Origin of the sequence: Streptomyces sp. NPDC102462 (assembly GCF_044765425.1) — a bacterium.
Classification (GTDB): Bacteria; Actinomycetota; Actinomycetes; order Streptomycetales; family Streptomycetaceae; genus Streptomyces.
Genome location: NZ_JBIWKB010000049.1, coordinates 1 through 12,742, shown reverse-complemented (window position 1 = coordinate 12,742; position 12,742 = coordinate 1). Strand labels below are relative to the sequence as shown.

Here is a 12,742-nt window from a genome sequence, read left to right as displayed (position 1 = left end):
CACTTCGAAGGTAAAGTGACCAATTTCCCTCTACTGACCACCTTTCTGCACGAAGCTTCGCACGAAATCCTCGGCATTTTCCTCAAGTACGTCGTCGATCTCGTCCAGTACCGAGTCCACGTCGTCGCTCAGCTTTTCGTGTCGTTCCTTGAGGTCCTCCGAGCCCTGCGCGTCCTGCGCCTGCTCCTCGACCTCCTCGGTAGAGCGCGTGGCCTTCTGCTGGCCGCCGCCGGTGTCCTTGGTCGCCATAACCCTCACCCCGCTCAGTTCGCCCGACATGGTCGGCAGGTCGGCATTCCTGCCGATCGGTGATGATCAGACCCTACAAGCCGGGTCCGACATCGGCCCCGCAGTTTCTCCAACGTACGGGGGCCACCTCGATGATTCCCGGGCGCCGGGATTTCCACCCCGGACGCCCGGTGCGGACCGCCGGCCCGTTCAGCCGCCGGACAGGACCCTGACCAGGTCTTCCGCCGTGCGGCAGCGGTCCAGCAGCTCCTTGACGTGATTTCGCGTTCCGCGAAGCGGTTCCAGGGTTGGAACGCGCTGGAGGGAGTCCCGGCCGGGCAGGTCGAAGATCACCGAGTCCCAGGAGGCTGCCGCCACGTCGTCCGCGTACTGCTCCAGGCACCGGCCCCGGAAGTAGGCGCGGGTGTCCTCCGGCGGCTTGGTGCGCGCCCGTTCGACCTCGGTCTCCCGCAGGAGCCGTTTCATGCGTCCGCGGCTCACCAGGCGGTTGTAGAGGCCCTTCTCGGCGCGTACGTCGGCGTACTGGAGGTCCACGAGGTGCAGCCGGGCGGCGTCCCAGTCCAGGTTGTCGCGGCGGCGGTAGCCCTCCATGAGTTCGCGCTTGGCGACCCAGTCGAGTTCGCCGGCGAGGCTCATGGGGTCGTTCTCCAGGCGGTTCAGGGTGTCTTCCCAGCGGATGAGGACGTCTTTGGTCTGTTCGTCGGCGTCCGCGCCGTGGCGTTCTTCGACGTACTTGCGGGCCAGTTCGTAGTACTCCATCTGGAGCTGTACCGCGGTGAGTGTGCGGCCGCTGCGGAGGGTGACCAGGCGCTTGAGTGTGGGGTCGTGGGAGACCTGGTGGAGGGTGCGTACGGGCTGGTCGACGGCCAGGTCGACGGCGATGAAGCCGTCTTCGATCATGGACAGGACCAGGGCGGTCGTGCCCAGTTTGAGGTAGGTGGAGATCTCGGAGAGGTTGGCGTCGCCGATGATCACGTGGAGGCGCCGGTATTTCTCGGCGTCGGCGTGGGGCTCGTCGCGGGTGTTGATGATGGGGCGTTTGAGGGTGGTCTCCAGGCCGACCTCGACCTCGAAGTAGTCGGCGCGCTGGCTGAGCTGGAAGCCGTGTTCGTGGCCGTCCTGGCCGATGCCGACGCGGCCGGCTCCGGCGAAGACCTGCCGGGAGACGAAGAAGGGCGTGAGGTGGCGCACGATGTCCGAGAAGGGGGTCTCCCGCCTCATCAGGTAGTTCTCGTGCGTGCCGTAGGAGGCGCCCTTGTTGTCGGTGTTGTTCTTGTACAGGTGGATGGGCTGGGCGCCGGGGAGCTGGGCGGCTCGTTCGGCGGCCTCGGCCATGATGCGTTCGCCGGCCTTGTCCCAGAGGACGGCGTCGCGCGGGTTGGTGACCTCGGGTGCGCTGTATTCGGGGTGTGCGTGGTCGACGTAGAGGCGTGCGCCGTTGGTGAGGATGACGTTGGCGAGGCCGATGTCCTCGTCGGTGAGCTGGCTGGCGTCGGCGGCTTCGCGGGCGAGGTCGAACCCTCGTGCGTCGCGCAGCGGGTTCTCTTCCTCGAAGTCCCAGCGGGCTCGGCGGGCCCGGTGCATCGCTGCCGCGTAGGCGTTCACGATCTGGGATGAGGTGAGCATGGCATTGGCATTGGGGTGGCCGGGGACAGAGATGCCGTACTCCGTCTCGATGCCCATTACTCGCCGTACGGTCATGCGGCCCTCCTTGCCCGGCGGCGTCCTCGGTCGTGGGCGCCGCTCAAGTACCGCTGGCGCTCCGGTGCGTGTGCGGTGCCCGTCCCCGCACTGCGCGACTCGGCGGTACCGAAGAGCCTAGAACGCCTTTGCGCTGGTGGGGAGATCATTTGCGTCATTGCCTGTCCGGCGTGGCCTGGAAAACAGTCGGCTGCGGGTACCCGGTGGGGGCACCCGCAGCCGCCCTGTGTTTACAGGTACTGTCCGGTGTTCGCCACCGTGTCGATGGAGCGTCCGGTGTCCGCGCCCTGCTTTCCGGTGATGAGGGTGCGGATGTAGACGATCCTTTCACCCTTCTTGCCGGAGATCCGGGCCCAGTCGTCCGGGTTCGTGGTGTTGGGCAGGTCTTCATTCTCCTTGAACTCGTCCACGCATGCCTGGAGGAGATGGGAGACCCTGAGGCCCTTCTGGTTGTGTTCGAGGAATTCCTTGATCGCCATTTTCTTGGCGCGTCCGACGATGTTCTCGATCATCGCTCCGGAGTTGAAGTCCTTGAAGTAGAGGACTTCCTTGTCGCCGTTGGCGTAGGTGACCTCCAGGAAGCGGTTCTCCTCGGATTCGGCGTACATGTGCTCGACCGCGGTCTGGATCATGCTCTGGACCGTGGTGGCCTTGTCGCCTTCGTGTTCTCCGAGGTCGTCCGCGTGCAGCGGCAGGCGCTCGGTGAGGTACTTCCCGAAGATGTCCTTGGCCGCTTCGGCGTCCGGACGCTCGATCTTGATCTTCACGTCGAGCCGGCCGGGGCGCAGGATGGCGGGGTCGATCATGTCCTCGCGGTTGGAGGCTCCGATGACCACGACGTTCTGCAGCCCTTCGACGCCGTCGATCTCGGCGAGCAGCTGGGGGACGATGGTGTTTTCCACGTCGGAGCTGACGCCGGAGCCGCGGGTGCGGAAGAGCGATTCCATCTCGTCGAAGAAGACGATCACGGGGGTGCCCTCGCTGGCCTTCTCCCGTGCGCGCTGGAAGACGAGGCGGATCTGCCGCTCGGTCTCGCCGACGTACTTGTTGAGCAGTTCGGGGCCCTTGATGTTCAGGAAGAAGCTCTTGCCTGCGGCCTGGCCGGTGACCTCGGCGACCTTCTTGGCCAGCGAGTTGGCGACGGCCTTGGCGATGAGCGTCTTGCCGCATCCGGGGGGTCCGTAGAGCAGGACGCCCTTGGGTGGGCGCAGCTCGTGCTCCTTGAAGAGGTCGGGGTAGAGGTAGGGCAGCTCGACCGCGTCGCGGATGGCCTCGATCTGGTTGCCGAGGCCGCCGATCTGCTCGTACCCGATGTCGGGTACCTCTTCGAGGACGAGTTCTTCGACCTCGCTCTTGGGGACCACTTCGTAGACGTAGCCGGAGCGGGGTTCGAGCAGCAGGGCGTCGCCGGGGCGGATGGTGACGTCCAGCAGCGGCTCGGCGAGCCGTACCACCCGTTCCTCGTCGGTGTGCCCGAGCACCAGGGCGCGCTCGCCGTCCTCCAGGATTTCCTTGAGGGTGACGATGTCCCCGACGCGCTCGAACTCCATGGCTTCGACCACGTTGAGCGCTTCGTTGAGCATGACTTCCTGGCCGCGTCGCAGGATGTCGAGGTCGACGCTGGGGCTGACGTTCACCCGGAGCTTGCGGCCGCCGGTGAAGATGTCGGCGGTGCCGTCCTCGTTCGCCTGCAGGAAGACTCCGAAGCCGGCCGGTGGCTGGGCGAGCCGGTCGACTTCTTCTTTGAGGGCCACGATCTGGTCGCGGGCCTCGCGGAGTGTGTTGGCGAGTCGCTCGTTCTGTGCGGACACGCCGGCCAGGTTGGTCTGCAGCTCGACGATCCGCTCTTCGAGAATCCTCGTGTGCCGCGGAGAGTCGGCGAGCTTGCGTCGCAGGACGGCGATCTCCTGCTCAAGGTAGGCGATCTGCCCGGCAGGGTCCTCGGACCCTCGTCCCGGGCGGATGCCGCGGTTCATGTCGTCGTCGTGGGCTGCCACGGTCCTCACCTCCTCCAAGGGGAGCTGGACGCTTCCAGACCCTACCTGGGTGGGTGTCGATTGAAACCCCTAGATCACAAAGACTGTCAAGGTGTGTCCGATCTTCACCCTTGCGCTCTCCCTCACGCCAGGGGAATACCCACCGAACATGATTGGGAAGCCGTCGCGGGTAGGGTCGTGGGTTCAACACCCGTCAGAGCTGGCCGGATTCCCGTCGGCTCGGTCCGGGAACGGCAGGAGGGATGACCGTGCGGCAGGAGGTCCCAGGCGGCGGTGGGTCGCTGGAGGTCTGGATCGACCAGGATCTGTGTACGGGGGACGGGATCTGTGCCCAGTACGCGCCCGAGGTGTTCGAGCTGGACATCGACGGGCTGGCTTATGTGAAGGGGGCGGACGACGTGCTGTTGCAGGCCAAGGGGGCAGTGGCGGCGGTGCCGTTGCCGCTTGTCGCGGATGTGGTGGACTCGGCGCGGGAGTGTCCGGGCGAGTGCATCCATGTGCGTCGGGTTTCGGACAGGGTCGAGGTGTACGGGCCGGACGCGGAGTGATTTTCGGGTCACCCCGCGTGATCGGTGTCTGATTTCTCACATTCCCGGCGGGACGGGGTGTTTCATACGCTGTGGGCGGCCGCCGGTGTGGAGCGGATGAACGCGCGGCCGTTCCACTGCCACTTGGCGGGGGTCTTCACGTCGGGGCAGCAACTCGGTACGTCGGCCGTGGAGTAGCCGAGGAGGGTCGCGGTGACGGCGCCGGAGCGCACGGCGAAGTCGGTGACGGTGAGCCGGTCCTTGGGGTCGACGAGGGTGGCGACGACGCGGGCCTGCCCGGTGCGTGTGTCCCGGGTGAGGACGTACACCCCGTCGGGCGGGGTGCCCATGGGGGCGTCGCAGTGCACCACGGCGACGCTTTCGGGGCGGTCGTCGCCGTCGAGGTCTCCGGTGGCCTTCTGTTTGACGACGGCCCTCACGGAGCCGCAGTCGACGGGGAAGGCGACGCCGGTGGTGCCGGGCGCGGTGGCCGCGGGGGCGGGCTTCGTCTCCCGGTCCGCGGCGGGCTGGGCGGCCTTGGCCGAGCCGGGCTGGAGCATCGAGGAGAGGGCGACGACGCCGGCGACAGCGGTTGCGGTGGCCACCCAGTGGATGGGGCGGGTGTGGGTGTGCGCGAGTTCCGGGACCGCGGATTGCACGAGGAGTGTCTCCTGTGAGGGCTGTGCCGGTGGGGGTGGCCAGCATGGTGCCACACGTCACACTGCGGGGGAACGGCGGGGTCCGGGTTTGCCCCGGGTGCTTGGTCCGCGGGTGGTGGCGCGTGGATGCGGCCGTGTGCCGGTCTGTGCCGCCTCAACGCGGCGGCGGGGGGGGGGGGGGGGGGGGGGGGGGGGGGGGGGGGGGGGGGGGGCGGGGGGGGGGGGGGGGGGGGGGGGGGGGGGGGGCGGCGCCCCCCCCCCCCCCCCCCGCCGCCGCGTTGGTCGGTTGTACGGGGGTCAGCGGCCGGTGGTGCCGCCGTCGGGGTTGGGGCCCGCGTAGTCCTCGCCGTAGGCGCCCTTGGCGGGGCGGCGGCGGCGCATGGGCGGCTCGACGCCGTCGGCGAGGCGGCGGGCGGTGAGCAGGAAGCCGGTGTGGCCGATCATCCGGTGGTCGGGGCGTACGGCCAGGCCCTCGATGTGCCAGTTGCGGATCATCGTCTCCCAGGAGGTCGGCTCGTTGAAGCAGCCGATCTCGCGGATGGACTCGACGGTCCGGGCGAGCTGTGTCGTGGTCGCCACGTAGCAGCACAGGATGCCGCCGGGTACGAGCGCCTTGGAGACGGCCTCCAGGCATTCCCAGGGGGCGAGCATGTCGAGGATGACGCGGTCGATGTCGGTGTCGGACAGGTTGTCCTGGAGGTCGCCGACGGTGAGCTGCCAGGCCGGGTGCGGGCCGCCGAAGTAGCGCTCCACGTTCTGCCGGGCGATGTCGGCGAAGTCCTCGCGGCGCTCGTAGGAGTGCAGCATGCCCTGGTCGCCGATGGCCCGCAGCAGGAAGCTGCTGAGCGATCCGGAGCCGACGCCGGCCTCCACGACGCGGGCGCCGGGGAAGATGTCGGCGAAGGCGAGGATCTGTCCCGCGTCCTTCGGGTAGACGACGGCCGCCCCGCGGGGCATGGACAGGACGTAGTCGGGGAGCAGGGGGCGCAGCGCGAGGTAGGCGACGTTTCCGGTGGTGCGGACAACGCTGCCCTCGGGAGCGCCGATCAGTTCGTCGTGCGGGAAGGAACCCTTGTGGGTGTGGAAGTTCTTCCCGGCTTCGAGCGTGAACGTGTAGTGGCGGCCCTTGGGGTCGGTCAGCTGTACCTGGTCCCCGACCTTGAAGGGCCCGCGCCTGCGGGCGGCACCGGTCGGTTCGGACATGTGACCAGCCTACCGGTTCCCTGCCGGGGGCTTGGCCGTCGGAGGGGGTGGGGGGCGGCTGTGTGCGGACGGTACGGGTTGTGTGTGGCTTGTCGCGCCGTTCCCCGCGCCCCTGGGGCGTGTTCCACGCGGCCGTGCCATTGCCTTGACCTGGGACGGACACGGGGCGAGGGTGCTGCCGCTTCGTGCGCCGGGCGCGGGTGCGTCGTGGCTGGGCGCGCCGTTCCCCGCGCCCCTTAGGGGCGCTCATGTGCGGGGCGTTGTCAGGCCCGGCCTTGCCATTGCTTTGACGAAGGCGCGACAAGGGGGGCGCGGTGCTGCTTTGTGGGCGGGTGCGAGTGCTTCGTGGTTGAGCGCGCAGTTCCCCGCGCCCCCTTGGGGGCGCCTCAGGCGGGGCGTGCCATTGCCTTGACGAAGGCTCGTTCTACGTCTGCTGCGGACAGGACGCCGTAGATCTCGCCCGTGTTCTCGACCACCAGGTACTCGGTCGCCGGGGTGGCACGGAGGACGTCTAGGAGGTCTTCTCCCGCGAGTTCCGCGGAGACGCGCATGCCGTCGGTGAGTTCCTGGGCGAGACCGCTGACCGCCACCCAGGGGCGGCGGTGCTCGGGTACGCCGACGATGGCGGCCTCGCGGACCAGGGAGAGCGGGTGGCCGTCGGCGTCGACGACGACGAGGGCGCGGGCCCCCGCGGCGTTGGCGCGGCGCAGTGCCTCGGACAGCGGGGTGTCGGTCTCCACCGGGACCGCGCGCCGGGTCAGGGTGCGGGCCCGCAGCTCCGGCAGGTGCTCGCGCAGCCGGGCCATGCGCAGGCTGTTGCCGGCGCCGGTCCAGATGATCGCGGCGAGGATGGCGGCGAGCAGGGCGTCGGTGACGGTGTCCATGCCGCTGATGTCCTGGGCGTCGGAGCCGAGGGCTCCGGACTGGTTGAGCAGCGGGAGCCCGATCAGGACGGAGATGGCGAGGGCGCGGCCGACCCAGGCGGCGGCGACGGTGCCGCTCATGGGCCTGCCGGTGATCTTCCAGACGACGGCGCGGAGCATCCGGCCGCCGTCGAGGGGGAGGCCGGGCAGGAGGTTGAACGCGGCGACGATGAGGTTGGAGATCATCAGGCCGGCCAGCAGGACGCCGGGTACGGTTCCGGGCTCGACGGGCTGCATGGCCAGGTAGAACAGGCCGGCGAGGACGAGTGAGAGCAGCGGTCCGACGAAGGCGAGGACGAACTCGCGTCCGGGGGTTTCCGCCTCCTTCTCGATCTCGGAGACGCCGCCGAAGAACTGGAGCTGGATGCGGCGGACCGGGAGTTTGAAGCGGACGGCGGCGACGGTGTGGGCGAGTTCGTGGACGAGGACGGAGGCGTAGAAGGCGACCGCGAAGAACAGGGACACCAGGTAGCGGGCGGCGCCCAGTTCCGGCAGCACCCGGTCGAGCTGGCCGCCGAACACCCAGGTGATGAGTGCGGCGACGAGGAACCAGCTGGGCGCCACGTACACGGGCACCCCGAAGGGCCGTCCCATGAGCAGTCCGCCGCCGGGCCCCTTGGGGCGCTCGGGCGGCCGTCCGAGTCCCTTGCCGGTGCCGGAGTCGGCGTGGGCGCGCGGCTCGCCGTCGTCCCCCGGCCGCCCGGGGGCCGGGGTGGGCTCGGATCGCTTGGGCGGGGCCGCGGGGACGGGGCGCTCGGAGGGGGTGTCGCCCGTGGCGGTCGGTTCGGCCGGTCCGGGCGTGGGCCGGGTGCCGTCCTGGCTTTCGGGCGGGGTCGGCAAGGGGTGCGCGGCCGAGTCGTGCGACGGGTCGTGCCCGGTCCTGCCGGCGGGGTCGTGTCCGGTTCCGGATGCGCGTTCGGAGTGGGGCTCTGCCGCGGTGTCAGCGTCGGACGCGGGCTCGGTCCGTCCAGTGGGTTCGGTGGTAGGGGTGGGTTCGGTGGCCGCGGCCCTGTCGTCGGTGCCGTTGCCGTCGCCGGTGTCGGTGCCCGGGGCCGTAGGACCTGCGGGGCGCTGGGCCGGCTCGTCGTTGCCGGACCGCGGCTGCCCGCTCCCGCCGCTCACGTCCACGGTGTCCCCTCGTTCGAAGCGTCCTCCGCGCCTGCCGGGCGGAAGGGTCTGTGGTCGATGGTATGCGGCCGTCGTCGTGCGTTCCGCCCCGGCACCCCCCGAGTTCGCCCCGCGGACGGCGGGCGGGCGGCGCGGCTGGGTCACTGTCAGTGGCGGCACGTATGGTCTGTGCTCATGGACAGCAGCATCGAGAGTGCCACGGAGGCCGCTCACGGCGACAGCGGGGAGGCGGATCCACCGGTCGCGGGGGCGGCGGCGCGTGAGGCAGCGGCGCAGGGGGCGGCAGACGACGCATCGGGCCGCCCGGCCGGAACGGCTGAGACGACCGCCGGCACGGGTACGGCTGAGACGGGTGCGGCCGGGACGGGTGCGGCCGGGACAGCCGGCACGGGTACGGCTGAGACGGGCGCGGCCGGGACGGTCATAGCTGAGGCACGTGCGGCCGAGACGGGTACGGGTGAGGCCGGTGCCGCCGGTACGAGCGAGGCCGGTGCTGAGATGCCCGTCGGGGGCGGTGCCGTGCCGCCCGCTTCGCTGTCGCCCTCGCGGGCCGGTGACTTCATGCAGTGTCCGCTGCTGTACCGGTTCCGGGTGATCGACCGGCTCCCGGAGAAGCCCAGCGAGGCGGCGACCCGGGGCACCCTGGTGCACGCGGTGCTGGAGCGGCTTTTCGACGCGCCCGCGGCCGAGCGGACCGCGCCCCGCGCCAAGTCGCTGATCCCCGGCCAGTGGGACCGGCTGCGCGAGACGAGGCCCGAGGTCGTGGAGTTGTTCGCGGACGACCCGCGCGGCGAACGGCTCGCGCGGTGGCTCGGCGAGGCGGAGCAGCTGGTCGAGCGCTGGTTCACGCTGGAGGATCCGAGCCGGCTGGAACCCGCCGAGCGGGAGATGTTCGTCGAGGCCGAGCTGGAGTCGGGGCTGCGGCTGCGCGGGATCATCGACCGGGTCGACGTGGCCCCCACCGGCGAGGTGCGGATCGTCGACTACAAGACGGGCAAGGCGCCGAGACCGGAGTACGCGGAGGGCGCGCTGTTCCAGATGAAGTTCTACGCGCTGGTCGTGTGGCGGCTCAAGCGGGTGGTGCCGCGCCGGCTCCAGCTCGTCTATCTGGGCAGCGGCGATGTGCTGACGTACGACCCGGTGCTCGCCGACCTCGAACGGGTCGAGCGCAAGCTGCTGGCGCTGTGGGAGGCGATCCGGCAGGCCACCGAGACGGGTGACTGGCGTCCGCGGCCGACCCGGCTGTGCGGCTGGTGCGACCACCAGGCGCACTGCCCGGAGTTCGGCGGCACTCCCCCGCCCTATCCGCTGCCGGTGAGGGGGGCCGAGTCCCGGGGCGTGCCGCAGGGCAGAATGGGGCCGGGCTAGCGAAGGAGACTTATGGCCATCCGCGTCCTACTGGTCGACGACCAGCCGCTGCTGCGCACCGGATTCCGGATGATCCTGGAGGCGGAGCAGGACATCGCGGTCGTGGGCGAGGCCGGCGACGGCCTCCAGGCCCTCGACCAGGTGCGTGCCCTGCAGCCGGATGTGGTGCTGATGGACATCCGCATGCCGCGGATGGACGGGGTGGAGGCGACCCGGCAGATTTCCGGTCCTGGGCGTGACGGCCCGGCGAAGGTGCTGGTGCTGACCACGTTCGATCTGGACGAGTACGTGGTGGAGGCGCTGCGGGCCGGGGCGAGCGGCTTTCTGTTGAAGGACGCGCCCGCCAATGAACTCGTCCAGGCGATCCGGGTGGTGGCCGACGGTGAGGCGATGCTCGCGCCGAGCATCACGCGTCGGCTGCTGGACAAGTACGCGACACATCTGCCGTCCGGTGAGGAGCCGGTGCCGGACACGCTGCACACGCTCACCGAGCGTGAGGTGGAGGTGTTGAAGCTGGTGGCGCGCGGCCTGTCGAACGCCGAGATCGCGGCGGACCTGTTTGTCAGCGAGACCACGGTGAAGACGCACGTCGGGCATGTGCTGACGAAGCTGGGTCTGCGGGACCGGGTGCAGGCGGCGGTGTACGCGTACGAGAGCGGATTGGTGCGCCCCGGCGCGCAGTGACGCTCCGGGCGTGGCGTACGGCGTACCGGCACGCCCCTGGGGAGGTCCCGCCGAGGGTGTGCGCGCCGGCCGTACGAGAGCTGTGAGAGCCCCGGGGGCGCCTCTTCCGTGGAAGGGGCGCCCCCGGGGCTCTTGCGGGTGCGGGGCCCGGCGGCCGGGCCCTGGACCGGCGGGGTGTGTGTCAGCCGCTCACGCCGCGGCCGAGCTCCCACAGCTGGAGCGAGGAGGACGAGTTGATGGCGTACGCGGCGCCCGTGATGTCGTCCCGCGCGGCGACGTACTGCTTGCCCTGCCACAGCGGCAGCAGGGGGACGTCGTCGGCGACGATGTCCTGGATGCGGGTGAGGGTCTTGGCGGCGCCGAGCCGGTCGGCCTCGCGACGGGACTCCGGGATCAGGGTGTTGATGATCTCGGGGTTGGCGTAGGGCGAGGCGAGGAAGTTGTCCTTGTCGAGGAACGGCGCCAGGTAGCTGTCCGGGTCGGGGAAGTCGGGGAACCAACCCATGCCGTAGACGTCGTACTTGCCCTTGCGTTCGTCGGTCTGGTAGACGGACCAGGGCCAGCCCTTGACGCTGACGTCGAACAGGCCGCTGTCGTTGAGCTGCTTCTGCAGGACCTCGAACTCCTGCTTGGTGGCCGCGCCGTAGTGGTCGGTCGTGTAGTGCAGGGTCAGCTTCACGGGGGCGGTGACGCCGGCCTTGTCGAGCAGTTCCCTGGCCTGGTTGACGTCGGGCTCGCCGTACTTGTTGAAGAACGAGTTGGAGTGCCCGGTGATGCCGGCCGGGACCAGCGAGTACAGCGGCTCGGCCTGGGAGCCGTACACCTTGGAGACGAGTTCGGCGCGGTTGATGACCTTGGCCATCGCCTGGCGGACGGCCTTGTCCTTCACGGTGGGCGCGTTGGTGTTGAAGCCGAGGTAGCGGATCTCCAGGCCGGCCATCTCGACGAGGCTGACGTGCTCGTCGGTGCCGGCGTCGAGCTTGCGGACCTGTGCGGGCGTCATGGCGCGGGTCATGACGTCGATGTCACCCTTTTCCAGGGCGGTGCCCATCGTGTCCGCGTCGCCGAAGGAGCGCATCTCGACCTTGTTGTTGTTCACCTTCAGACTCCCCTTGTAGTGGGGGTTCTTGGTGAAGGTGGCCGAGACGATCTCGTTGTCCTTGACGTCGGCCTTCATCGAGTAGGGGCCGGAGCCGTCCACGGCGAAGCCGTCGCGCAGCTTGTCCTTGGCGTAGTCCTTGGCGTTGACGATGCCCGCGACCGGGGTGGACAGCTTGTACGGGAAGGTGGCGTCCGCGGTCTTGAGGTGGAAGATCACCTCACGGTCGCCCTGGGTCTCGATGGTGTCGATGGTGGAGAGCAGGGCGAACACACCGGAGTCCGCCTTGATGCGCAGCGCTCGCTCCATCGAGTACTTGACGTCGCCGGCCGTGACGTCGTCGCCGTTGGCGAACTTCAGCCCGTCGCGCAGCTTGCAGGCGTAGCGCTCGTTGCCGCTGTCGGTGAAGCCGCAGCTCTCGGCGGCCTCGGGCACCGGATCACCGTCGCCCTTGGGCTGCGTCATCAGGGTCTGGACGGTCTGGCGCAGCACGTTCCAGGAGCCGACGTCGTACGCGTAGGCGGGATCGAGGGGGGCCGGGGCGTCCTTGGTGGCGGTGAACCGGTCGGTGGTGCCGACGACGATCGCGCCGCCGCCATCACTCCCGCTGTCGGAACCACCGCATGCGGCGAGCACCGGCGCGAGCAGGCCCGCCATGGCCGGCAGCACCAAAGTCTTGCGGTTCATGCTCGAAATTCTCCAGGGCTGTTCGAGTCCGTGTACGCGGCATGCAGGGGTGTTGCGGCCGATCACGGGGGTAAGGGCGATGTTCTCGCGACGAGATTAGTCCGCGCCCGCACGACGCTTCACGGCCACGGGAGTTGAGCGCCCATCACGCAGTGAAACCGGGCGTGGACGCACCGAAAACCCGACAGCAGCAGGATTAGTGCAGCGTTCCATCAATCGGGACACATGGTCGTGCGGAGGGCGCCTGGGCGGGGTGGGCTGGCACAGGTCCCGGCGGATGTCGACCCTCGGGAAAGTGGCAAACCTCACATCCTCAACTGGGCCGTGCGTCAGCGTAATTCAGCCAGTCGGCCGACTTTGCATTCGCCGTGGCGTACGGCGGCGGATTCCCGCCCAATGGGCTTGGCGCGCTGGGGTGACGGCTAGTGTCTCGTGATCCTGTTCATGGAACCTGAGGCTTCTGTGATCGTTGAGTCAGGTATGGATCTCTCCTCTGAACAGATGGCAGAACTGCGGG

At 69.5% G+C, this 12,742-nt stretch carries 10 protein-coding genes; 3 read left to right on the top strand and 7 right to left on the bottom strand.

Annotated features, from left to right (window positions below; all coding sequences use genetic code 11):
• Nucleotides 1-30: 30 nt before the first annotated feature.
• From ACIRFL_RS32210 to arc, 3 genes are all read right to left on the bottom strand, one after another.
• On the bottom strand, nucleotides 31-249 hold the full coding sequence (locus ACIRFL_RS32210; protein ID WP_058079921.1) for a ubiquitin-like protein Pup: 219 nt from the start codon (nucleotides 247-249) through the stop codon (nucleotides 31-33).
• Nucleotides 250-438: 189 nt separating this feature from the next.
• Nucleotides 439-1,950 carry a depupylase/deamidase Dop gene (gene dop, locus ACIRFL_RS32205; RefSeq protein ID WP_404035368.1) on the bottom strand — a complete coding sequence of 504 codons (1,512 nt, stop codon included), beginning with the start codon at nucleotides 1,948-1,950 and terminating at the stop codon, nucleotides 439-441.
• A gap of 230 nt (nucleotides 1,951-2,180) precedes the next feature.
• Nucleotides 2,181-3,947, bottom strand: coding sequence for a proteasome ATPase (gene arc / locus ACIRFL_RS32200; RefSeq protein ID WP_351730001.1), 1,767 nt, complete (start codon nucleotides 3,945-3,947; stop codon nucleotides 2,181-2,183).
• 242 nt (nucleotides 3,948-4,189) lie between these two features.
• On the opposite strand from arc, the gene ACIRFL_RS32195 reads away from it, so the two are divergent.
• Nucleotides 4,190-4,495 carry a ferredoxin gene (locus ACIRFL_RS32195; RefSeq protein WP_404035365.1) on the top strand — a complete coding sequence of 102 codons (306 nt, stop codon included), beginning with the start codon at nucleotides 4,190-4,192 and terminating at the stop codon, nucleotides 4,493-4,495.
• A gap of 62 nt (nucleotides 4,496-4,557) precedes the next feature.
• Here ACIRFL_RS32195 and ACIRFL_RS32190 read toward each other — a convergent pair whose 3' ends face one another.
• The 3 genes from ACIRFL_RS32190 to ACIRFL_RS32180 form a co-directional block, all read right to left on the bottom strand.
• Nucleotides 4,558-5,133 carry a hypothetical protein gene (locus ACIRFL_RS32190; RefSeq protein WP_404035362.1) on the bottom strand — a complete coding sequence of 192 codons (576 nt, stop codon included), beginning with the start codon at nucleotides 5,131-5,133 and terminating at the stop codon, nucleotides 4,558-4,560.
• A gap of 297 nt (nucleotides 5,134-5,430) precedes the next feature.
• Complete coding sequence (locus ACIRFL_RS32185; RefSeq protein ID WP_404035359.1) at nucleotides 5,431-6,336, bottom strand: tRNA (adenine-N1)-methyltransferase; 906 nt, start codon at nucleotides 6,334-6,336, stop codon at nucleotides 5,431-5,433.
• A 386-nt stretch (nucleotides 6,337-6,722) separates the two neighbouring features.
• Nucleotides 6,723-8,387, bottom strand: a complete 1,665-nt coding sequence (locus ACIRFL_RS32180) for a site-2 protease family protein (protein ID WP_404035356.1) — start codon at nucleotides 8,385-8,387, stop codon at nucleotides 6,723-6,725.
• 174 nt (nucleotides 8,388-8,561) lie between these two features.
• On the opposite strand from ACIRFL_RS32180, the gene ACIRFL_RS32175 reads away from it, so the two are divergent.
• Both ACIRFL_RS32175 and ACIRFL_RS32170 read left to right on the top strand, forming a co-directional pair.
• Nucleotides 8,562-9,755, top strand: coding sequence for a RecB family exonuclease (locus tag ACIRFL_RS32175; protein ID WP_404035354.1), 1,194 nt, complete (start codon nucleotides 8,562-8,564; stop codon nucleotides 9,753-9,755).
• A gap of 12 nt (nucleotides 9,756-9,767) precedes the next feature.
• Complete coding sequence (locus ACIRFL_RS32170; protein ID WP_351729983.1) at nucleotides 9,768-10,439, top strand: response regulator transcription factor; 672 nt, start codon at nucleotides 9,768-9,770, stop codon at nucleotides 10,437-10,439.
• Between the two features lie 181 nt (nucleotides 10,440-10,620).
• Here ACIRFL_RS32170 and ACIRFL_RS32165 read toward each other — a convergent pair whose 3' ends face one another.
• On the bottom strand, nucleotides 10,621-12,225 hold the full coding sequence (locus ACIRFL_RS32165) for an ABC transporter substrate-binding protein (protein ID WP_404035351.1): 1,605 nt from the start codon (nucleotides 12,223-12,225) through the stop codon (nucleotides 10,621-10,623).
• Between the last annotated feature and the right edge of the window lie 517 nt (nucleotides 12,226-12,742).

Coding starts and splice junctions, on each gene's coding strand:
- ACIRFL_RS32210 (WP_058079921.1), bottom strand. CDS start 249: ATGGCGACCAAGGACACCGGCGGCGGCCAGCAGAAGGCCACGCGCTCT.
- dop (WP_404035368.1), bottom strand. CDS start 1,950: ATGACCGTACGGCGAGTAATGGGCATCGAGACGGAGTACGGCATCTCT.
- ACIRFL_RS32195 (WP_404035365.1), top strand. CDS start 4,190: ATGACCGTGCGGCAGGAGGTCCCAGGCGGCGGTGGGTCGCTGGAGGTC.
- ACIRFL_RS32185 (WP_404035359.1), bottom strand. CDS start 6,336: ATGTCCGAACCGACCGGTGCCGCCCGCAGGCGCGGGCCCTTCAAGGTC.
- ACIRFL_RS32175 (WP_404035354.1), top strand. CDS start 8,562: ATGGACAGCAGCATCGAGAGTGCCACGGAGGCCGCTCACGGCGACAGC.
- ACIRFL_RS32170 (WP_351729983.1), top strand. CDS start 9,768: ATGGCCATCCGCGTCCTACTGGTCGACGACCAGCCGCTGCTGCGCACC.
- ACIRFL_RS32165 (WP_404035351.1), bottom strand. CDS start 12,225: ATGAACCGCAAGACTTTGGTGCTGCCGGCCATGGCGGGCCTGCTCGCG.